The 21,265-nt window shown below is 69.7% G+C and carries 19 protein-coding genes and 1 other RNA gene; 14 read left to right on the forward strand and 6 right to left on the reverse strand.

The window, feature by feature from the left end:
- The first annotated feature begins 23 nt into the window (after positions 1-23).
- The gene (locus tag ACLNGM_RS07835; protein WP_416357856.1) at positions 24-3,791 is read left to right on the forward strand and encodes an AsmA-like C-terminal region-containing protein; all 3,768 of its coding nucleotides are present in this window, start codon (positions 24-26) and stop codon (positions 3,789-3,791) included.
- A gap of 841 nt (positions 3,792-4,632) precedes the next feature.
- Here ACLNGM_RS07835 and ACLNGM_RS07840 read toward each other — a convergent pair.
- From ACLNGM_RS07840 to ssrA, 4 genes are all read right to left on the reverse strand, one after another.
- Positions 4,633-4,857, reverse strand: coding sequence for a ribbon-helix-helix domain-containing protein (locus ACLNGM_RS07840; RefSeq protein ID WP_090962253.1), 225 nt, complete (start codon positions 4,855-4,857; stop codon positions 4,633-4,635).
- The gene (locus tag ACLNGM_RS07845) at positions 4,854-5,063 is read right to left on the reverse strand and encodes a DUF4169 family protein (protein ID WP_416358409.1); all 210 of its coding nucleotides are present in this window, start codon (positions 5,061-5,063) and stop codon (positions 4,854-4,856) included. The genes ACLNGM_RS07840 and ACLNGM_RS07845 overlap by 4 nt, the downstream gene beginning before the upstream one ends.
- Positions 5,064-5,076: 13 nt before the next feature.
- A complete protein-coding gene (locus tag ACLNGM_RS07850; protein ID WP_090962257.1) occupies positions 5,077-5,682 on the reverse strand; it encodes an SspB family protein in 606 nt (201 codons plus the stop codon).
- Positions 5,683-5,734: 52 nt separating this feature from the next.
- Positions 5,735-6,093: a transfer-messenger RNA gene (ssrA, locus tag ACLNGM_RS07855) on the reverse strand.
- A gap of 105 nt (positions 6,094-6,198) precedes the next feature.
- On the opposite strand from ssrA, the gene ACLNGM_RS07860 reads away from it, so the two are divergent.
- From ACLNGM_RS07860 to ACLNGM_RS07880, 5 genes are all read left to right on the forward strand, one after another.
- A complete protein-coding gene (locus tag ACLNGM_RS07860; RefSeq protein WP_416357857.1) occupies positions 6,199-6,993 on the forward strand; it encodes a thymidylate synthase in 795 nt (264 codons plus the stop codon).
- A gap of 10 nt (positions 6,994-7,003) precedes the next feature.
- Positions 7,004-7,528, forward strand: coding sequence for a dihydrofolate reductase (locus tag ACLNGM_RS07865; RefSeq protein ID WP_416357858.1), 525 nt, complete (start codon positions 7,004-7,006; stop codon positions 7,526-7,528).
- Positions 7,529-7,663: 135 nt separating this feature from the next.
- A complete protein-coding gene (hflK, locus tag ACLNGM_RS07870) occupies positions 7,664-8,899 on the forward strand; it encodes an FtsH protease activity modulator HflK (protein ID WP_416357859.1) in 1,236 nt (411 codons plus the stop codon).
- The gene (gene hflC / locus ACLNGM_RS07875) at positions 8,896-9,936 is read left to right on the forward strand and encodes a protease modulator HflC (protein WP_416357860.1); all 1,041 of its coding nucleotides are present in this window, start codon (positions 8,896-8,898) and stop codon (positions 9,934-9,936) included. The genes hflK and hflC overlap by 4 nt, the downstream gene beginning before the upstream one ends.
- A 121-nt stretch (positions 9,937-10,057) precedes the next feature.
- A complete protein-coding gene (locus tag ACLNGM_RS07880) occupies positions 10,058-11,680 on the forward strand; it encodes a Do family serine endopeptidase (RefSeq protein ID WP_416357861.1) in 1,623 nt (540 codons plus the stop codon).
- Positions 11,681-11,745: 65 nt separating this feature from the next.
- Here ACLNGM_RS07880 and ACLNGM_RS07885 read toward each other — a convergent pair whose 3' ends face one another.
- Both ACLNGM_RS07885 and serB read right to left on the reverse strand, forming a co-directional pair.
- Positions 11,746-12,327: a GNAT family N-acetyltransferase gene (locus ACLNGM_RS07885; protein ID WP_416357862.1), complete on the reverse strand. Its 582-nt coding sequence runs from the start codon at positions 12,325-12,327 to the stop codon at positions 11,746-11,748.
- Positions 12,327-13,208, reverse strand: a complete 882-nt coding sequence (gene serB / locus ACLNGM_RS07890; RefSeq protein WP_416357863.1) for a phosphoserine phosphatase SerB — start codon at positions 13,206-13,208, stop codon at positions 12,327-12,329. Before serB ends, ACLNGM_RS07885 begins: the two co-directional genes overlap by 1 nt.
- 21 nt (positions 13,209-13,229) lie before the next feature.
- Here serB and miaA point away from each other — a divergent pair, with 21 nt between their 5' ends.
- The 8 genes from miaA to ACLNGM_RS07930 all read left to right on the forward strand — a co-directional run bounded on the left by miaA (position 13,230) and on the right by ACLNGM_RS07930 (position 21,252).
- The gene (miaA, locus tag ACLNGM_RS07895; RefSeq protein ID WP_416357864.1) at positions 13,230-14,138 is read left to right on the forward strand and encodes a tRNA (adenosine(37)-N6)-dimethylallyltransferase MiaA; all 909 of its coding nucleotides are present in this window, start codon (positions 13,230-13,232) and stop codon (positions 14,136-14,138) included.
- A gap of 53 nt (positions 14,139-14,191) precedes the next feature.
- Entirely contained in the window at positions 14,192-15,031 is an 840-nt protein-coding gene (locus ACLNGM_RS07900; RefSeq protein ID WP_416357865.1) for a DUF1206 domain-containing protein, read from the forward strand.
- Positions 15,032-15,282: 251 nt separating this feature from the next.
- Complete coding sequence (locus ACLNGM_RS07905; RefSeq protein WP_416358410.1) at positions 15,283-17,067, forward strand: acetolactate synthase 3 large subunit; 1,785 nt, start codon at positions 15,283-15,285, stop codon at positions 17,065-17,067.
- Between the two features lie 71 nt (positions 17,068-17,138).
- Positions 17,139-17,720 carry an acetolactate synthase small subunit gene (gene ilvN / locus ACLNGM_RS07910; RefSeq protein ID WP_090962273.1) on the forward strand — a complete coding sequence of 194 codons (582 nt, stop codon included), beginning with the start codon at positions 17,139-17,141 and terminating at the stop codon, positions 17,718-17,720.
- 93 nt (positions 17,721-17,813) lie between these two features.
- Positions 17,814-18,410 (forward strand): LysE family translocator, encoded by a 597-nt coding sequence (locus tag ACLNGM_RS07915; protein WP_416357866.1) that lies wholly within the window; start codon positions 17,814-17,816, stop codon positions 18,408-18,410.
- A 40-nt stretch (positions 18,411-18,450) separates the two neighbouring features.
- Positions 18,451-19,578, forward strand: coding sequence for an ATP-dependent DNA helicase (locus tag ACLNGM_RS07920; RefSeq protein WP_416357867.1), 1,128 nt, complete (start codon positions 18,451-18,453; stop codon positions 19,576-19,578).
- Between the two features lie 93 nt (positions 19,579-19,671).
- Positions 19,672-20,412 carry a pyridoxine 5'-phosphate synthase gene (locus tag ACLNGM_RS07925; protein ID WP_416357868.1) on the forward strand — a complete coding sequence of 247 codons (741 nt, stop codon included), beginning with the start codon at positions 19,672-19,674 and terminating at the stop codon, positions 20,410-20,412.
- A gap of 198 nt (positions 20,413-20,610) precedes the next feature.
- Positions 20,611-21,252 (forward strand): TetR/AcrR family transcriptional regulator C-terminal domain-containing protein, encoded by a 642-nt coding sequence (locus ACLNGM_RS07930; protein WP_416357869.1) that lies wholly within the window; start codon positions 20,611-20,613, stop codon positions 21,250-21,252.
- The last annotated feature ends 13 nt before the right edge of the window (positions 21,253-21,265 follow it).

The following is a 21,265-nucleotide window of genomic DNA, read 5'->3' on the forward strand; positions in this document are numbered from 1 at the left end:
CCGTCGGGAAGGAGGCATGACGCATGAAGCTCTTCATCGCGCTGGGCGGCCTTCTCGTGGTCGTCCTCCTCGCGCTTCTCGTCGGCCCCTCCTTCATCGACTGGACGAGCTACCGCGCGAGCTTCGAGGCCGAGGCGTCGCGCATTCTCGGGCAACGCGTCGAGGTGCGAGGCACGGCCTCGGCCCGGCTCCTGCCGTTCCCGTCCTTGTCATTCACCGACGTCGTGGTGGGCGACGATCCGGCCGACCCGGTGCTGACGGCGCGCGCCTTCCGCATGGACGCCGAGCTGGCGCCCTACCTGTCGGGCGAGATCCGCATCTTCGACATGCAGATCGACGGCCCGGCGCTGAGCCTCCCTGTCGAGGCCGACGGCGCGATCCGCTGGCCGGTCGGATCCGGGGCCGCCCCGCCTGAGGAAACGGTGGTGCTGGAGCGGATCGTGGTGGCCGACGGTTCGGCACTTCTCGCCGACCGCCGCTCGGGGCGCCGCATCGCGCTGACCGACGTCAACGGCATCCTCTCGGCGCAGTCGCTGCGCGGGCCCTTTGCCGGCAGCGCGACGCTGCTCGCCGACGGCGAGCCCCTGGCCGTTTCGCTCTCGACCGGCACGGGCGCAGGAGAGGGGCGGCTCGCCGCCCGCCTGACGATCGATTCGCAGCGCCTCGACACGCGCGCCGCCTTCGATGCGATCGTCTCCACGATCGACGGCGAGCCCCTGGCCGGCGGCACGCTCAGCGTCTCGAGCCCGATCGATCCGGCGGCGAGCCGCGACGGCAAGCCGCCGGCGATCCTGCCGCCCTCGCGCATGACCGCCCGGCTCGACGTCACGCCGACCTCGCTTCGGGCGAGCGACCTTCGCGCCGAGGTCGGCGATCCGCAGCAGCCCTATGTCGCGACCGGCTCGGCGCTGATCGACGTCGGGTCGATCCCGCGCTTCGACCTGCAACTCGACGGACAGGCGATCGACGTCGACCGCATCGCGCCGCCTGCCGCCCCCAGCGGCGAGGCGCCGGGACTGGCGGCCCGGATCGAGGCTCTGCGCGCGGCCCTCGCGCGGCTGCCGACGCCGCGAATGCCGGGGCGCGTGCGCCTCGCCCTGCCGCTGGTGACCGTCGGCGACACCACGATCCGCAACGTCTCGCTGGCCGGCTCGCCGGCCACCGAGGGCTGGTCTCTCCAGTCGCTCTCGGCCGAGCTTCCCGGCCGCACGCTGGTGCAGGCCTCGGGTGTCCTGCGCACCGACGACGAGCCCGGCTTCCAGGGCGACCTGCTCGTCGCTGCGCGCCAGCCGGCGGCCTTCCTCGGCTGGGCGGCCGGCGTTTCCGACCCGGCGCTCGCGCGCCTTCAGCGGGCGGGCTTTTCCGCCGACGTCGAGCTGACGCCGACCGACCAGCGCTTCGACAAGCTGGAGATCGATCTCGACGGCCAGAGCCTGAAGGGTTCGATCCGCCGCGCCGTCCGGCCGGAGGGCCGCAACACGGCGATCGACTTGACGGGCGATGGCGTCGATCTCGAGCCTCTGGCTGCGCTCGCCCGGATGCTGGCCTTGAGGGACGGCGCATTAGGCGAGGGTGAGCGGTTCGAGGTGCAGTTCTCGTCGGGTACCTCGCGCTTCGGCGACTTCGAGGCAGCCGGGCTCGATGCCGACCTCTCGCTCGATCGCGGGCTTGTGGACATCGCGGGCTTCGACGCGCGCGATTTCGCGGGCGCCGACATCCATCTCGAAGGCACGCTCCTCGATCCGTTCGGAACGCTGCGCCCCGATCTCAGCCTCGAGGTATCGGCCGAAGATCCGTCTCGCCTTGCCGAGTTCCTGCGCCGTCGTCTGCCGGACAGCCCGCTCGCCGAAACGCTGTCGCGCCGCGCGGCAACGCTCGGCCCGCTGTCACTCGGCGGAACCGCGACCTCGCAAGGCACCAACCGCGACGATCTCGCGCTCGACCTGACGGGGAGCGCGGCCGGCACCGATGTCGCGTTGCGGCTGGCGATCGAGAACGGTCTGGCCGCGGCGGAGCGCAACGGGCGCTTCGGCCTCGACCTGTCGCTTGCCCAGGCGGATGCCGACGTTCTCCTCGCGCAGGCCGGCCTGTCGCCGCTGCCGATCGGCGGGACGGTGCCGCTCGAGGCGAAGCTCACGGCCTCCGGCATGCCCGGCGCCGCCGCCGACGTGTCGCTGACCCTCAGCTCGTCCGGCACCGAGGCCTCGGCCGACGGCACCGCGACGATCGGCGCCGACGGCCTGCAGGCAGCCGATCTGTCGCTGCGTCTTGCGAGCGAGGATGCGGCCCCTTGGGCGACGCGGCTCGGCCTGGCCTACGGCCAGCCGCTGGACGGCCTGCCGGCGTCCGGGACGGCGCGGCTGTCATGGGCCAACGGGAGCTGGACCCTCGACGGGCTCGACGGAACGATCGACGGGGCGGCGGTCGCCGGAACCTTCAGCGCCCCGATGGGTGCCCCCGTCACCGGCACGCTCGCCCTGTCGGCCCTCTCGCTCGACTGGCTCGGGACGCTCGTCACCGGCGTCGATCTGGCGGATGCCACGGAGCCCGGCGCCGGCACGCCCGTGACTTTCGCGGCGCCGCTTCTGCCGGCACGCGCCTTCCAGATCGCTCTCACCGCCAGTCGTGCGGATGGGCTCGGTCTGTCGCTCTCGCGCGTGGCCGCCGAGATCGCCGGCGACGGCGCGCGGCTGGCCGTCTCGGGACTTGCGGCCGAGACCGGCGCCGGCGGCCGTCTGACAGGGGCCGGCGAGGTCCGGAACGCCGCCGGTATCCTGTCCGCCCGGCTCGACATGCGGCTCGGCGACCAACCGATCGAAACCGCGAACGGCACCTTCTCCGGTCGGCTCGATCTGTCGGGTGAGGTTTCGGGCGGCGGCGAGACCTGGCCCTCGCTTCTCGCCTCGCTCGACGGGCGCGGTCGCCTCACGGTCGAGGAGGTACGACTGGCCGGCGTGCGGCCGGACCTCCTGCCGCCCGTCCTCGAGGCGTCGGAGGCAGACGGGTTCGAGACCGGCGAGCCGGCGGTCGCCGCGCTGGTCGCCCGCCTGTCCGACGGGGCCGTCGCCCCGTTGGGAACGCTTGCCGCCGACTGGACCCTGGGGGCGGGAACGCTGCGCACCGCCCCGCTCCGCCGGGCCTTCGAGGGGGCCGCGCTGGATGGCACGGCGTCGTTCGAGATGCGCTCGGGTCAGGTCGACGCCGCTCTCGTGCTCATCCTCGTTCCGCCCGCCGACGACGCGGTCGCGGACGCGTCGCCCAGCGTCGGCTATCGCATCGCCGGTTCGTGGCGCGAGCCGACCGTCGAGCCGAACGTCCGGCCGCTTGCGACTTATCTCTCGGCCCTCGGTGCGCGGCGCGAGGAGGAGCGGATCGAGGCGATCGAGGACGACCTGCGGGAGACGGTCCGGCTGCGGCGCGAGGCGCGGGTCTATCGCGAGCGCCAGGCGGAGCGGGAGACGTTGCGCCGGGAGCGCGAGGCGCGCGAGGCGGCCGCCCGCGAAGAGGCGGCGCGGCAGGAGGCGGAGCGAGCGGCGCGCGAGCGCGAGGAGACGGCGCGCCGGGAGGCCGAGGCTGAGGCGGCACGACGCGCGGAAGCGGCCCGTGAGGCCGCCGTCCGGGAGGAGGCCGCCCGGGCCGCCGCGGCGCAGGCCGCAAGGGAAACGCTTCCGACCGCTCCGTCCCGTCCCCCGCCATCCGACTTCGAACTGCAGCCGCTACCGCCGCCCGCCGCACCGCCTGCTGCAGGTTTCGGCGGCCTACCGGGCGTCTCGAACCCGAACGGCTTTTAGTGCGTCCAACAGAGCCTCCGGGCGGAGGGTTGGCGAGGGATCTGGGTTCAGTGCGAGGCGGCCGAGCGCGGCCCATGCAGCGCATGGACGAGCATCGGCGACGACGCCGTGAAACCGAAGATCCGGAAAGCCGACCTCCACGAGGTTTCATTGGAGGCTTGAGTCGCGGGCTATCGCGAGCCGCCTTCCAATCACGGGTCATCGAGAAGCGGCCAGCGGTCCACAGCATGCCACTCTCGTCAAGCGCAGGGTCAAACGCCGCATTCGGGGTGCTCGCGCAGGAGACTTGGAGGCTGCGCACCCCTGCGGCCGTCGCTCGTGCCCCGAGTTGACCCAAGAGTTTCTGTGGCGGGAGGATCGAGTGCCGCCTTCGATTGGGGTGGACCGATCGAAACACCTTCGAGCCCGTCCGAAACGTCGGCCGGATCGGCTCGGCGGTGCTTCCCTCCGCCCTTTCGTTGCCGATCCTCGCCGATGCCTCCGGCAATGACTTCATTCGGTGTTGAGAGCGGCGAAAACTCCCCGCCGATCGTCCGCCAGCGTCTTTGGACGGGCTCTTCGAGTTTTAGATGATGCTCGGCCGCCCTCGGAGCATGGCAGCGCGGCCGTATCGAACCGCAGCTTGGTCGGACGGGTACCAACGGCCGCTTCCTCGCTCACGGCTGCCCGTTCGCTTGCAGAAGGCGATTCGAGGGCTCAAGGGGCACGGGCACTCTCTCGATGCGAAGACGGGATCGGGGAAGGGCAGCAGATCCGTCACGCAGAACTGACGTCTTGCCGGCAGATCGTTTCGAACACGGACAGAGGGGAAGCTCGAAGGACGCGCCGTTACGGCGGCCAGTCAGGCATCGATTTTCGCGCGAGACAGCGCGTCCGCCAGCACCCGAAGGCGGATCGCGGAGGACAGGTTGGTGTCCGGGCCCCGCTCGGCGTCGATCTCGGCGATCAGGGCGGCGAGGCTGGTGTGGCGGCGGGCTGCGATGGCGCGAAGCTCTACCCAGAACGCGTCCTCGAGGCTGATCGAGGTGCGGTGTCCCCGGATCGACAGCGAACGCTTCTCGGTCATTGCGCGGGCGGTTCGTCCGTCTCGCGACTGTGTTTGGCAGAGGGGTCGCGCCGGGCGGCGTCGAGCAGACGCTCGGCCCGTTCGGCCTCGCGGCGGGCCGTCTCGCGCTCGGGCTTGGCGATCCCGTGGCGGGCGCGATTGCGCTCCGCCACCTCGGCATCCGCCGCGCGCGCGGCGCGCTTGCGGGCGAGGCGAAGGTTGATCACGTCGCCCAAGGTGTCAGGGCTTCTTGCGGAAGGCGTCCAGCGAGACGACATCGGCCGAGGCCTTCTCGGCCTGCGCCTTTTCGTCCGCGGCCGCGGCGTCGCCCGTCTCGGACTTCGCTTCCTTGGCCGGCTTGGTCGGAAGCTTGGCGGCAGGCGCGGCCTTGGTCGGCAGCGGCTTCACGGCGGTGGCGTTCGGCGACACTGGGGCGAGGGCGGTGGGCGCGGGAGCGCCGGCCTCGTCCTGCGAGTTGGCGGCGTCCATGTCGCGCACGTCGAACTCGAGCTCGAAATTGACCGCCGGATCGTAGAAGCCGCGGATCGCCGAATAGGGGATCAGCAGGCGCTCGGGAATGTCGGAGAAGGACAGACCGACCTCGAACGCGTTGTCGTTGACCGTGAGGTCCCAGTACTGGTGCTGGATGACTATGGTCATCAGCTCCGGGTACTTCTCGCGCAGGCGCGAGGACAGGCGCACGCCGGGCGCCGAGGTCAGGAAGGTGATGAAGAAGTGGTGCTCGCCGGGCAGGCCGGTCTTGACGACCTCGCCCAGCACCTTGCGAATCACGCCGCGCAGGGCATCCTGCGCCAGAACATCGTATCGGATAAGGTCCTGGCCCATCGGTGGTCCTGAATTCGCAACGCTCGACTGCGGGCGACGGGGCCCGAAAGGAAGTGGAGGTTTCTGTTGCCAGGCACCTCCGAGCCCCGCCTGAAAGTGCGAACCCTCAGGGCTTGATTTGAAGCTATCGCACCGCGTTAGGCGGCGAGACGGGCTTCCGCATAGTTGTCGTTGGCAACTACTTTTTTAGCCCGATAACGGTGGTACAATGCCGAGCGAAAGAACGATCTTTACACCCTCGTCGATCCTATTTCGCCCCCGCCTCAGACCAGCGCGAGGGCTGGGCTCAGGTGGAGGCGCCGGGTACCGCCCCCGGGTCCGAAAGGTTTATTCCATCGGCCGTTTATCGCCATAGCCGGAGCAAGCCCCAGCCCGGCGAATATAGGGTTTTGGCGCGCCGCTGAAAAGACGGGAAATCGGTTTTGATGGCCGATCGCGGCAAAGATGCGGAAGGGACTCGACTCCGCGCCGCAAAGGGTCGATCCATCGGGCCGTGATTGCGATGCCGGAGTGCCCATGCGCGCCTATCTCGACCTTCTCGCCCGCGCGCTGAACGAGGGCACGGACCGCGGCGACCGCACCGGCACGGGCACCCGCGGCGTCTTCGGCCACCAGATGCGCTTCGACCTGGCCGAGGGTTTTCCGCTGGTCACCACCAAGCGCCTGCATTTGCGCTCGATCATCCACGAACTTCTCTGGTTCCTGCGAGGCGAGACCAATATCGCCTATCTCAAGGACAACGGCGTGCGCATCTGGGACGAGTGGGCCGACGAGAACGGCGATCTCGGTCCGGTCTACGGCTCGCAGTGGCGCTCGTGGCCCGACGGGCGGAGCGGGCACATCGACCAGATCGCGAACGTGGTCGATCAGATCCGCAAGAATCCGAACTCGCGCCGCCTCATCGTCTCGGCGTGGAACCCGGCCATGGTGGACGAGATGGCGCTGCCGCCCTGCCACTGCCTATTCCAGTTCTATGTCTCGAACGGGCGCCTGTCCTGCCAGCTCTACCAGCGATCCGGCGACATCTTCCTCGGCGTCCCCTTCAACATCGCGTCCTACGCGCTCCTAACGCACATGGTGGCGCAGGTCACCGGGCTGGGGCCCGGCGACTTCGTCCATACGCTGGGCGACGCCCATCTCTACCACAACCACCTCGAGCAGGCCCGCCTGCAACTGACGCGCGCGCCGCTGCCGCTGCCGCGCCTTCTGCTGAACCCGGAGGTCACCGACCTCTTCGCCTTCCGCTTCGAGGACATCGCGATCGAGGGCTACGAGGCGCACGGCCACATCGCCGCGCCCGTCGCGGTTTGAGAGGGGCGGCATGAGTGCGCTTCCCCTCGTCGCGGTGGTCGCGACCGCCGCCAACGGCGTGATCGGTCATCTCGGCGGCATGCCCTGGTCGGTGCCCTCCGACCTCCGGCGCTACCGCGCGCTCACCATGGGCAAGCCGATGATCATGGGGCGGCGGACGCTCGAATCGATCGGCCGCGTCCTGCCGGGGCGCGACACGATCGTCCTCACCCGCGCGTCCGAACTGCCGTTCGAAGGGGCGATTCTGGCGAAGTCCCCGGACGAGGCGATCGCGCTGGCGGCCCGAGCGGCGGATCGCCGCGGCGCGAACGAAATCGTGATCGCGGGCGGCGGCGAGATCTACCGCGCGTTCCTGCCGCGGACGACCCGCGTCGAGCGGACGGTAATCGAGGCGGAGCCCACCGGAGACGCCTTCTTTCCCGACCTAGCCGCCGCCGGTTTCCGGCTCGTGGCAGAGGAGAACGGCGCTGCCGACCCGCGCGACAGCGCGCCGACGCGCTACGAGCGCTGGGAGCGGGCGTCCTCACCGCGCTAACCATGGCAGGAGAGCTGCCGATCATTCGCCCGTGACGCGCGTTGAAACGCGATTTTGCGGTTCCTATAAGGAGTTGACGACGCGATGTGCCGGATTTCCGGGGCGCGCGCGAAAAGTTCGGACGGAAGGACATCCATGCCCTGGAGCAATCAGACGGGGAACGGCGGCTGGAAAGGCGGCGGTGGCGGCGGCCCTTGGGGGCAGGGACCGCAAGGACCGCGCCCCGGCGGCAACAACAACTCGCCTGATCTCGAGGACATCCTGCGCCGGGGCCAGGACCGCCTGCGCCGCGCGATGCCGGGCGGCGGCGGTCGCGGCCAGGGCGCCGGCGGCAGCGCGGCGATCGCGGGTCTCGCGGTCGCCGGCCTTGCGGTCGTCTGGCTCCTGAACGCGGTCTACACGGTGCAGCCCGACGAGCGCGGCGTCGAGCTCCTGTTCGGCAAGCCGAACGAGCAGCTGTCCGAGCCCGGCCTTCACTTCGTCCTCTGGCCGTTCGAGACGGTCGAGACGGTCAAGACCTCCGAAAGCCAGATGGTGATCGGCTCCAACCAGGGCGGCGAGGGCTCCGGCCTGATGCTGTCGGGCGACCAGAACATCGTCGACGTCCAGTTCACCGTGAACTACCAGGTCGCGAGTCCCACGAGCTTCCTGTTCAACGTCCAAGACCCGCCGGCGCTGCTGCGCCAGGTGGCCGAGAGCGCCATGCGCGAGGTCGTCGGCCGTCGTCCGGTCGAGGACATCTTCCGCGACGACCGCGCGGGGATCGCCGAGCAGGTCCGCGCGATCACGCAGGACACGCTGAACACCTACGGCGCCGGCCTTCAGGTCAACGCCATCACCATCCAGGACGCCGCGCCCCCGTCCGACGTCGCCGACGCCTTCGAGGAAGTGCAGCGCGCCGAGCAGAACGAGGCGCAGTTCGTCGACGAGGCGCGTCGCTACCAGAACGAGCAGCTCGGCCGGGCGCAGGGCGAGGCGGTGCAGATCCGCGAGGACGCCGCCGCCTACAAGAACCGCGTCGTGCAGGAGGCGCAGGGCGAATCGCAGCGCTTCACCGCCATCCTCGGTGAATACGAGAAGGCGCCCGAGATCACGCGCCAGCGCCTCTACTTCGAGACGATGGAAGGCGTCCTCGGCAATTCGTCGAAGGTCATCATGGACCCGCAGGCCGGGGGCGGACAGGGCGTCGTGCCCTACCTGCCGCTGAACGAGCTGCCGCGCCCCGGCGCGCAAAGCCCCAACGCCGTCGGCGGCACGCGCACCATCCAGCCGAGCAACACCAACACGCCCGATTCCAGCGTGCCGGCGCCGGGCCAGAACGGGAACGTGCAGGGCACCAACCTGTCCAGCATCCAGGGGACCGGCCGATGAGCAACCGCGTCTATGCTTCGCTCGCGGTCGTCCTCGCCGCGCTGTTCGTTCTCTACAATTCCGTCTTCATCGTGCGCGAGGGCAACCAGGCCGTCGTCACGCGCTTCGGTCAGATCCAGCGCGTCGTTACCGAGCCGGGCCTCTACTTCAAGCTGCCGCTAAATTTCGCGGGCGCCGACAACATCCAGGTCCTGCCGAACCGGCTTCTGCGCCTCGACCTCGACAACATGCGCGTCCAGGTCTCGGGCGGCGCCTTCTACATCGTCGACGCCTTCCTCGTGTACCGCATCAACGATGCGGCGCGCTTCCGTCAGGCTGTGTCGGGCTCGGTGGACCAGGCCGAGCAGCGCCTGCGCAACCGCTTCGATGCGGCCGTGCGCCGGGTCTACGGTCTGCGCAACTTCGAATCGGCACTGTCCGAGGAGCGGGCGCAGATGATGGTCGAGGTTCGCGATCAGATCCGCCCCGATGCCACGCAGCTCGGCATCGATCTCGTGGACGTGCGCATCCGTCGCACCGACCTCACCGACGACGTCTCGCAGCAGACCTTCGCGCGCATGCGCGCCGAGCGTCTGGCCGAAGCCGAGCGGGTTCGCGCCCGCGGCCGGGTGTCGGCCCGCGAGATCCGCGCCGCGACCGACCGCTCGGTCTCGGAGACCGTGGCGGGCGCCCGGCGCGATGCCGAGGTGCTGCAGGGTGAGGGCGAGGCCGAGCGCTCGTCGATCTTCGCCAATGCCTACCAGCGCGACCCGGAATTCTTCCAGTTCTACCGCGCGATGCAGGCCTATCGCACGGCGCTGGAAAACGGCGGCACCACCATGCTGCTGCGCCCGGACTCGGAGTTCTTCCGCTACTTCGACAACGCCGGTGGACCGGGGGCGGCACCGGGCAGCGCGCCGACGGCAAGCGTTTCGCCTGAGGCGCCGGCTGCAGCGCCCGCCGCAACGCCGGCGCCGCCCGCAGCGGCCGCAGCGCCGGTTCCTGCGGCGCCGGCTGCCACGCCTGCCGCACCGGCGGCACCCGCCCCGGCCAACTGACCGGACCAAACCTGAGAGCCCGCCGCGTCCCCCGCGGCGGGCTTCTTGATTCCAACGCTTTTATCGGCTTGCCTCCTTCGGGCGGTCTGCCGCCGCCATGCCCCGGCCGAGGAACTTCCGGATGTCGCTTCCCAACGCACGCCTCGCTTCATCGCTCGCCGGAGCGGCGCTTGCGCTTCTGGCCGTCGGCGCCGGCCCTGCGGGCGCGCAGGGTGTGATCGCCCCGCCGTCCGAGGGGCAGCCGATCGCGCCGCAGCCGCCGACTGCCGCGACGATCGATCCGGCCGCACCGGGCGTGCCGGCCCAGCCGGGCTCCGCGCAGCCGCGCATGATCGGCCCGGCATCGGTCGCCGATCTCGCGGACCGCCTGCTCGGCGCCGTCGTCAACATCTCGACCTCGCAGAAGGTCGAGGGCGGGCCGCCGCGCGATGCCACGCCGCCGCTGACGGCGCCCGACGGCTCGCCGTTGCAGGACTTCTTCAACGACCTTCTCAACGGCAAGGAAGGCGACGGCGAAAACCGCGTCCAGTCGCTCGGCTCGGGCTTCGTGCTCGACCCGTCCGGCATCGTGGTGACCAACAACCACGTCATCGCCGATGCCGACGAGATCACGGTGAACTTCGCGGACGGGCGACAGCTCGACGCCACGGTGGTCGGCGTCGATCCGAAGACCGACCTCGCCGTCCTGAAAGTGGAATCGCCGACGCCGCTCGCGGCCGTCCGGTTCGGCAACAGCGACGCGGTGCGCATCGGCGACTGGGTGATGGCGATCGGCAATCCGTTCGGCCTTGGCGGCTCGGTCACGGTCGGTATCGTGTCGGCGCGCGGGCGCAACATCCAGGCCGGCCCCTACGACAACTTCATCCAGACGGACGCGGCCATCAATCGCGGCAATTCCGGCGGCCCGCTGTTCGACATGTACGGCAATGTCATCGGCATCAACACGGCGATCATCTCGCCGACCGGCGGCTCGATCGGCATCGGCTTCGCGATCCCCGCGCTGCTCGCCCAGAACGTCGTCGACCAGCTGCGCGAATACGGCGAGACGCGGCGCGGCTGGCTCGGCATCCGCCTCCAGGAGGTGACGGACGAGATCGCCGAAGGCCTCGGCCTGCCCAACGCGCGCGGCGCCCTCGTCATGGGCATCATCCCGGAAGGGCCTGCCGACAACGGCCAGATCGAGATCGGCGACGTCGTCACCCGCTTCGACGGGCGCGAGATCGCGACCTCGCGCGACCTGCCGCGCATCGTCGCCGAGACGGAGATCGGAAAGACCGTGACGCTCGACATCCTGCGCAAGGAGAGGCTCGACGCGCCGGCGAAGCCCGTCAGCGTCCAGGTGACGCTCGGCCGTCTCGAGGACGCCGACGAGACGGATGCCGGCGAGGACGACACGCCCGCCGACGCCGATGCCGCAGCGCCTGATGCGCCCGCAGCGCCCGCGCCGAACGCCACGCTCGGCCTTCAGCTCTCCGACGCCAGCGACGAGTTGAAGAAGCGCTTCGATCTCGCCGACGACTTCACCGGTGTTCTCGTGACCGAGGTCGCGCCGAACTCGGCGGCCGGCGAGAAGGGCATCGAGCCCGGCACGGTGATCAAGGAGATCGGTCAGGAGGCGGTGAAGGATGCCGCCGACGCCCGCGAGAAGCTGACCAAGCTGAAGGCCGACGGCCGCCGCAACGCGCTCCTCCTTCTCGCCGATCGCGCCGGCGACCTGCGCTTCACCGTCGTGCCGATCGACTGACGCGTTGTCCGACAGGTTCGGAGCGAACGCGCCGCGGCGACCCTCCGTGGGGGGATGGCGACCGTTTAACCCGGTCGTGAAGCGCTCCCGTGCTGGGTCTCGCGCCAGTCTTCGGCCGTGAGCCCGTAGAGGCTGTGGCGGACGAGATGCGGATGGGTGGCGGCCGAGACCTTCGGATGGTCGAACGTGCCGCGAAGGGTCATGCCGAGCCGCAACATCACCTTCTCGGAGGAGCGGTTCTCGACGACGCACTGCGCGACGATGTCGGGCAGGCGCAGGACGTCGAAGCCATGGGCAAGGCAGGCCCTCGCGCCCTCCGAGGCGTAGCCCTGGCCCTCCGCGTCCGGGACGAGGCGCCAGCCGATCTGGACGGTCGGCGCAAAACGGTAGGCATCCTCCGTGATCGGCGCGAGGCCGATCGTGCCGATCACCGCTCCGTCCCGGCGGCGCTCGGCCGCGAGGAACGACATGCCGTTGTCGTCGAGGCCCGCGTTCCAGCGGTCCATCGTCGCGTCGGCTTCCTCGCGGCCCAGACGCTTGTCGAAGAAGCGCATGATCACGGGATCGCTGTTGAGGGCATGAAAGATCGGCCGATCCGCCTCGCGCCAGCGGCGCAGCGTGAGGCGTTCGGTCTGGAGCCCGTCCATCAGTCGACGAACTCGCTGGCGCGGTAGCCCTGGAGGAAGAGAAGGGCTGTCAGGTCGCCGTGGTCGATCCGAAGCGGGGCGCGCGCCGCGACCGCCGGCTTGGCATGGATCGCGACGCCGGTGCCGGCGGCCAGGATCATCGGCAGGTCGTTCGCCCCGTCGCCGACCGCGATCGCGTCCGCCGGCGTCGTGCCGAGCCGGGCCGCGATGTCCTGCAGCGCGGCAAGCTTGGCTTCGGCGCCGAGGATCGGCTCCGCCACGGTGCCGCTCAGCCTATCGCCCGAGACGTCGAGGATGTTGGCACGATTCTCGGCAAATCCAAGGCGCTCGGCGATGACCGAGGTGAACGCGGTGAAACCGCCGGAGACGAGCGCCGTGTGGGCGCCGTTGCGGTTCATCGTACGCACCAGCGTCGCGCCGCCCTCGGCCAATGTGATGTGGTTGGCGATGACGTCGGCGATGGTGGCGACGGGCAGGTCCTTCAGGAGTGCCACGCGCTCGCGCAACGCCGGCTCGAAGGCGATCTCGCCGTTCATCGCGCGCGCCGTGATGGCGGCGACCTGATCCTTGATCCCGATCGCGGCAGCCAGCTCGTCGATGCATTCCTCGTTGATCATGGTGGAATCCATGTCGGCCAGGAGAATCCGCTTGCGGCGCCCCGCCTGCTCCTGCACCACGCAATCGACGCCCTCGTCGAGCGCGAGGCGCCGGAGCCGCTCCTGCGCAGTGGGGCTCAGCGGTTCGGCGGTGACGAGGTCGCAGGCGACGTCGGCCTCCAGCCAGTGGATGTCCGCCTCGCCGATCTCGCCGGCGGCGGTCTCTGCCAGTGTGCGCGACACGCGCGGATCCCGCCGCGCCGACAGGAGGGTGACGACAAACATGGAAGCGGCGACCTGACGCAAATGGAGAAACCGAAGGCGATCCTGATAGCGGGGCCCACCGCGAGCGGCAAGTCGGCGCTGGCGCTCCGGCTGGCGCGCGCTGTCGGCGGCGTCGTCGTCAACGCCGATTCGATGCAGGTCTATGACGGGCTGCGCATTCTGAGCGCCCGGCCGGGCGAAGCCGAGATGGAGGGCGTCGAGCACCGCCTCTACGGTCATGTCGATCCTGCCGCGCCCTATTCCGCCGGCCATTGGCTGCGCGAAATGACACCGCTCCTCGAGGAACTCGGCGTCCGCGGTCTCGTGCCCGTCATCTGCGGCGGCACCGGGCTCTACTTCAAGGCACTGCTCGGCGGCTTCGACGACCTGCCGCCCGTGCCGAACGCGATCCGAGACCACTGGCGCTTGCGCGGCGCCAGCGAGGCCCCGGACGTTCTGCACCGCGAGCTCGCCGCGCGCGACCCGGAGGCTGCGCGCGCGATCCGCCCGAGCGACCCCACGCGCATCGTGCGCGCGCTGGAACTGATCGAGGCGACGGGCCAGCCGCTCGCAGCGCTCCGTCGCAATGCGGGGCAACCCCTTCTCGGCGCAGAGGGCCTGGTGAAGCTCGTCGTCGCGCCCGACCGCGCGGTGCTGCGCGCCCGCATCGCCGATCGCTTCGACGCGATGCTGGAGGACGGTGCCATAACCGAAGCGCTGGCGTTCCGGGCGCGGGGGCCGGACGCGATGCAGGGTCTCGCCGCGCAGGCGATCGGCCTTCGCGAACTCCTCGATCAGGCCGACGGGCGCCTGCCCGCCGCGCTCGCGCGCGAGCGCGCGGTCACCCGTACCCGGCAATATGCCAAGCGGCAGGAGACGTGGTTCCGCAACCAGTTTGGCCCGGACTGGCATCGGCTGGACGATCCGCGCCGCTACAACCTGGGAGCCTGACGCGGGAACCGGCGGAGCACGAGGTCGTTACCAGCCCCACAAGGAGTGCAGCCATGTCGACCAGCCTTCCCGTGCGCGACCATCGCGACGCCATCGAGAAGGGCGCGCGGCTCGGCTATCTCGCAAGGGCGGCCGTGTTCATCGTGATCGGCACCTTCGCCTTCCGCACGGCCTTCGCGACCGGCGGCGGCACCTTGAGCGAGGAGGATGCGATCAGCCGCATCGTCGCCTCGCCGCTCGGCGGGGTTCTCCTGGTGCTCCTCGCCGTCGCGCTTCCCTGCTTCTCGCTCTGGCGCTTCGTGCAGGCCATCTTCGACGCCGACGGATACGGAACGGGTGCGAAGGGCATCGCAACGCGCATCGGCCGTTTCGTCTCCGGCCTCACCTACCTCTTCCTGTCGTTCTATGCGGCCTCGCTCCTGTTCGGCCTGTCGACGGGTGGGGGCGAGGGCGGCGGGCTTCTCAACCAGTGGGCGCCGCTGTTCGGACCCTGGTTCACCGTTCCCGCCGGGATCGTGATGCTCGGCGTCGCCGGCAGCCAAGCGAAGAAGGCCTGGAGCGGTTCGTTCCTGCGCTTCCTGAGCCTGCCGCCGGCCCATGCCCGGTGGATGACGGCCGTGTGCCGCTTCGGCATCGCGGCGCGCTCGCTGGTGTTTGCGGCGCTCGCCTTCCTCTTCTTCACCGGCGCCTCGCGCTGGTCGCCCGACCACATGCCGGGGCTGGAGGACGCGCTGGTCGCCATCGGCTCATGGCCCTACGGCTGGCTGCTCCTGTCCGGCACCGGGCTCGGTCTCGTCGCCTTCGGCGCCTATGCGCTCATCCTCTCGCGCTACGGCCATATCCGCTCGCCGGACCTCGATCCGACCGACGCCCTGAAGCGCATGGGCGCGTGAGGCGAAAAAGAGCCCGGCGACGCTTGACGCTAGTGTGAACGCTCCGTAAAGTCCCGGCCCATGCAGACGATCACGCTCATTCTCGTAAGCAGGCGCACACGCGAGGCGGTCTAACGACCGTCCGGCTCCTGCCACGTGTGCGCATCCCAAGGCCCCTCGAAGGGCCTTTTTTATTGCCTGAATTTTCCGAAGAACGCGCCGCAGCCTAGAAAAGCCGGCACCCAACACGAGCAGGCCGAGCCATGAACCAGATGACGATCGAGACCACCGTCCGCCAGATGACCGGAGCCCAGATGGTGGTTCAGGCGATGAAGGACCACGGCGTCGAGCATCTCTTCGGCTATCCCGGCGGCGCGGTCCTTCCGATCTACGACGCGCTGTTCCAGCAGTCCGACGTCAAGCACATTCTGGTCCGCCACGAGCAGGGCGCCGGCCATGCGGCCGAGGGCTATGCCCGCTCCACCGGCAAGCCGGGCGTCATGCTGGTGACCTCGGGTCCCGGCGCGACCAACGCGGTGACGCCGCTGCAGGACGCGCTGATGGACTCGATCCCGCTCGTCTGCATCACCGGCCAGGTCCCGACGACGCTGATCGGCTCCGACGCGTTCCAGGAATGCGACACGGTCGGCATCACGCGCCCCTGCACCAAGCACAACTGGCTGGTGAAGAGCGTCGAGGACCTCGCCGAGATCCTGCACGAGGCCTTCCACGTCGCGACGTCGGGCCGGCCTGGCCCGGTCGTCGTCGATATCCCGAAGGACGTCCAGTTCGCGACCGGCACCTACACGCCGCCCTCGCTCTCGCGCGCCACGCAGCGCTATCAGCCAAAGCTCGACGCCGATCTCGGCCGTATCCGCGCGGCCGTCGAGCTGATGAAGAGCGCCAAGCGCCCGATCCTCTACACCGGCGGCGGCGTCATCAATTCGGGGCCTGAGGCGTCGAAGCTCCTGCGCGAGCTCGTCGCGATGACCGGCTTCCCGATCACCTCGACCCTGATGGGCCTCGGCGCCTACCCGGCGAGCGGTGAGAACTGGCTCGGCATGCTCGGCATGCACGGCACCTACGAGGCCAATCTCGCCATGCACGGCTGCGACGTGATGGTGTGCATCGGCGCGCGCTTCGACGACCGGATCACCGGCCGCCTCGACGCCTTCTCGCCGGGATCGAAGAAGATCCACATCGACATCGACCCCTCGTCGATCAACAAGAACGTGCGCGTCGACCTGCCGATCATCGGCGACGTCGCCCATGTGCTGGAGGCGATGATCGGCATCTGGCGCGAGACGGGCGACACGCTCGATCGCGAGGCGCTGTCCGAGTGGAAGGGCAAGATCGCCGGCTGGAAGGCGCGCAACTGCCTGAGCTACCGCCAGGAGGGCGACCTCATCCTGCCGCAGCATGCGGTGAAGCGCCTCTACGAGCTGACCAAGGACCGCAAGACCTTCATCACCACGGAGGTCGGCCAGCATCAGATGTGGGCCGCGCAATTCTACGGCTTCGAGGAACCCAACCGCTGGATGACCTCGGGGGGCCTCGGCACCATGGGCTACGGCCTGCCGGCGGCCGTCGGCGTCCAGATCGCGCACCCGGATGCGCTCGTCATCGACATCGCGGGCGACGCCTCGATCCAGATGATGATGCAGGAGCTCTCGACCGCCGTCCAGCATGGCGCGCCCGTCAAGGTGTTCATCCTGAACAACCAGTACATGGGCATGGTGCGCCAGTGGCAGCAGCTCTTGCACGGCAACCGCCTGTCGAACAGCTATTCCGAGGCGATGCCGGACTTCGTCAAGCTCGCCGAGGCCTACGGCGGCACGGGCATCCGCATCGAGAAGGCGGATGATCTCGACGTCGGCATCCGGGCGATGATCGACACCGACGGTCCGGTGATCGTCGACTGCTGCGTCGCCAACCTCACCAACTGCTTCCCGATGATCCCGTCCGGCAAGGCGCACAACGAGATCCTGCTGCCCGACGAAGCGAGCGACGACGCGGTGGCCAACGCGATCGACGCCAAGGGCAAGGCGCTGGTGTAAGCGCAACCGGCGGGGCATAAGCCCCGCCGATCCCATCACGACTGCCGCGCCGACTTCTCCGGGAAAGACCCATGAACCTTCCGCTTCAGCCGCCCGCCTCCGCCTATTTCATCACCGACGACAAGCCGCCGGTCGTCTCGCGCACCCTGTCGATCGTGGTGGACAACGAGCCGGGCGTGCTGGCGCGGGTGATCGGCCTGTTCTCGGGCCGCGGCTACAATATCGAGAGCCTGACGGTCTCCGAGACCGACCACAACAAGCACCTGTCGCGCATCACCGTGGTGACGCGCGGCGCGCCGGGGGTCATCGAGCAGGTGAAGAGCCAGCTCGACCGCATCGTGCCGGTGCACCGCGTTGTCGATCTCACCAAGACCGCGACGGGGCAGGGCGAGGACGGGCCCATCGAGCGCGAACTCGCGCTGGTCAAGGTGGCGGGCGCGGGCGACGACCGCGTCGAGGCTCTGCGCCTTGCCGACGTGTTCCGCGCCAAGGTGGTGGACAGCACCACCGACCACTTCGTCTTCGAGATCACCGGCAAGACCTCGAAGATCGAGAAGTTCATCCAGATCATGGCGCCGCTCGGCCTCGTCGAGGTCTGCCGCACGGGCGTCGCCGCGATGAGCCGCGGCAAGGATCCGATCATCGAGGGCTGAGCGGCTTCGAGCGCGCCGGACCGTCCTTCCTGCGCCGCCCGGCCTGCCGCCGGGCGCGATCCCTTGCGCCCATCACCAACCGGATGCCCGACGATGTCGACCGATGTCCTTCTCGCGCTCACCACCTTTGCCGTGGTCTCCTCGCTGACGCCGGGACCCAACAACCTGATGCTGATGACGTCGGGCGTGAACTTCGGCTTCCGGCGCACGATCCCGCACATGCTGGGGATCGAGCTCGGCTTCGGGCTCCTGCTTCTGGCGGTGGGCGCGGGGCTCGGCGCGCTCCTTCATTCCGCGCCCGGCCTGCAGCTCGCCATGAAGATCGCGAGCGCGGCCTATCTCCTGTGGCTGTCCTGGAAGATCGCCTTCTCCAAGGCCTCGATGGGCTCGGGCGCCCGCGCGGAGAAGCCGATCACCTTCGGCCAGGCCGCCCTGTTCCAGGTCGTCAACCCGAAGGGTTGGGCGATGGCGCTGGTCGCCATGGGCGCCTATGTCAGCGCCGACGCGCCGATCCTCTCCATGCTGGTCGTGGTGGCGGCGTTCCTCCTCGTTGGCATCCCGACCGCGGTGATCTGGACGGGGTTCGGCATGGGGCTTCGCAACTTCCTCGCCGATCCGCGGCGCTTGCGCGTCTTCAATCTCGTCATGGGCCTCGCGCTCGTCGCGACGCTCTGGCCGCTCCTGCGCTGACGGCTTGCCGCGGGGGCCGATTTCTGCGACGCCGAGCCCCATGAAATTCTCACCCCAACAGGACGAGGCCCTGACGTGCGTCGCCAACTGGCTGAAGCGTGGCGACCAGCCGATCTTTCGCCTCTTCGGCTATGCCGGCACCGGCAAGACGACCCTCGCGCGCCACTTCGCCGAAGGCATCGAGGGCGGCGTCCAGTTCGCCGCCTTCACCGGCAAGGCCGCGCAGGTGCTGCGCTCCAAGGGGGCGAAGTCCGCCAAGACGCTGCATTCGCTGATCTATCGCCCGCGCGGCGAGGAGGCGACCGACGACGAGACGACGGGCACGGCGCGCGTCTCGCCCACCTTCTCGCTCAACCGACAGAGCCCCGTCGCCAAGGCCAAGCTCGTCGTCGTCGACGAATGCTCGATGGTGGACGAGGCGCTGGGGCGCGATCTCCTGTCGTTCGGCACGCCGATCCTGGTGCTCGGCGATCCCGGCCAGTTGCCGCCCGTGTCGGGCGGCGGCTTCTTTACCGAGGCCGAGCCGGATTTCCTCCTCACCGAGATCCACCGGCAGGCGCGCGACAACCCGATTCTCGCGCTGGCGCTCGAGGCACGCGAAGGGCGTCCGCTTTCGTTCGGCGACCATGGCGCCGCCAAGGTCATCTCGAAGCGCGAGGTGGACCGCGACGAGGTGCTGGCCGCCGATCAGGTGCTCGTCGGCACCAATCGTACGCGCCGCCTCTACAACAACCGGCTGCGCGAGCTGAAGGGCTTCACCGGCCCGCTGCCGCAGTCGGGCGACAAGCTGGTGTGCCTGCGCAACGACCCGGCCAAGGGGCTTCTGAACGGCTCGCTCTGGCAGGTGATGACCGCCTCGCCGGAAAAGACGAAGCCGGGCACCAATCTCATCGTGAAGCCCGATGACGACGACATCGACCGGGGCGCGGCCAAGATCAAGCTTCTCCGGGAAGCCTTCGAGAACCCGAGCGCCGAGGTGCCCTGGGCCACCAAGAAGCGCTACGACGATTTCGACTACGGCTACGCGCTGACCGTCCACAAGGCGCAAGGCTCGCAGTGGGATCATGTCATGCTGTTCGACGAGAGTTGGGCCTTCAAGGATTCGCGCGAGCGCTGGCTCTACACGGCCATCACCCGCGCGGCCGAGCGCCTGACCATCGTGAAGTGAGACCTTCGGCGCCCGCAACCTTGGTCCGGGCGCATCGTTCGACGGCAAACACCGCCCGTCCGCCGCGACGGACCCTGAGGAGGAGACGACCCGATGCCCTGCGAACTGTCGGTCAATCTCAATGCGGTCGCGATGCTGCGCAATCGGCGCGACCTGCCGTGGCCGAGCGTCGAGCGCTTCGGGCGCATCGCGCTGGAGGCGGGGGCGCACGGGCTGACCGTCCATCCGCGCCCCGATCAGCGGCACGTCCGCTTTTCCGACCTCCCGGTCCTGCGGCGCCTCATCGACGAGGAGTTTCCGCAGGCCGAGTTCAATATCGAGGGGTTCCCAAGCGAGGACTTCCTCCAGCTCGTGCTGGCCAACCGGCCCGAGCAGGTGACGCTCGTGCCCGACGATCCGTCCCAGCCGACCTCCGACCACGGCTGGGACTTCGCCGCCCATGCCGCGCTTCTGAAGGGCGTCGTCGAGCGGCTGAAGGGCGAGGGGATGCGGGTCTCACTCTTTGCCGATGCCGATGCCGCGATCATGAACGCCGCCGCCGACACCGGGTGCGACCGGGTCGAGCTCTACACCGGCCCCTATGGCGGCACGCATTCCGACCCGGTCGCGGCCGAGGCCTGGCTCGACCGGATGGGGACGGCGGGCGATGCGGCGACCGCGCTCGACCTCGGCCTCAATGCCGGCCACGATCTCACCGTCGCCAATCTGCCGCCTCTCGTGCGGCGCCTGCCGCAGCTTGCGGAGGTGTCGATCGGCCACGGGCTGACCGCCGAGGCGCTGGAGTTCGGCATGGCCGGCTCGGTGCGCCGCTTCGTTGACGCCTGCGCCGGCTGACATACCGGCCGCGGCGCCGGTCTCGCGCCGTGGCCTCCCAGCTGGTGAAACTTTTCTCCAGCATCGCCTCCGCCCTTGCGAAGCGACGGGATCGCGGCTAAGCGGTGTACCGTAACGTACGGTACGCATGCGGGCGGGTCCCGCGGCTGGGCAGGGCGGCTTCTATTGAGCGGAACGGTCGAGATCGACGGAAAGGCGATGACGAAGCGTCAGGGCGAAGTGCTCGACGCGGCGCTGGCGCTGCTCGTGTCGGACGACGAGAGCCTGACGATGACCGCCGTCGCGCGGCGCGCCAGCTGCTCCAAGGAAACCCTCTACAAGTGGTTCGGCGGTCGCGACGGGCTGCTCACCGCGACGGTCCAGTGGCAGGCGGCCAAGGTGCGCGCCGTGCCGCTCGACCCGCAGACGCTCGACCGCGGGCGGCTGGAAGCCAGCCTCATCGGCTTTGCCACCGACTGGCTCACCGTCCTGTCGGGCGAGACCTCGATCGCGCTCAACAGGCTGGCGGTCGGTCATGCCGGTTCCGACCGGCGAGACCTCGGGGCGATCGTCCTCGAGAACGGACCGGCCGCGATGCGCCAGCGCCTCGGCTCGGTGCTGGAGGCCGGGCGGCGGGCCGGACTCCTAAGCTTTTCCGACACCGGCGAGGCCTTTTCGACCTTCTTCGGGCTGACGGTGCGCGACACGCAGATCCGGCTCCTCCTCGGCGAGCGCCCGACGCTCGATGCGGCGGGGATCGAGCGGGCCGCGCGCACGGCCACCCAGCAATTCTTCGTCCTCTTCGGGACGAGCGAACAGGTGGGCCCGTGCGCTCGCCGAACACCCCCATCCGGCGCCTGACGTCGGTCAAACC

Origin of the sequence: Aureimonas phyllosphaerae (genome assembly GCF_047943035.1) — a bacterium.
Classification (GTDB): Bacteria; Pseudomonadota; Alphaproteobacteria; order Rhizobiales; family Rhizobiaceae; genus Aureimonas; species Aureimonas phyllosphaerae.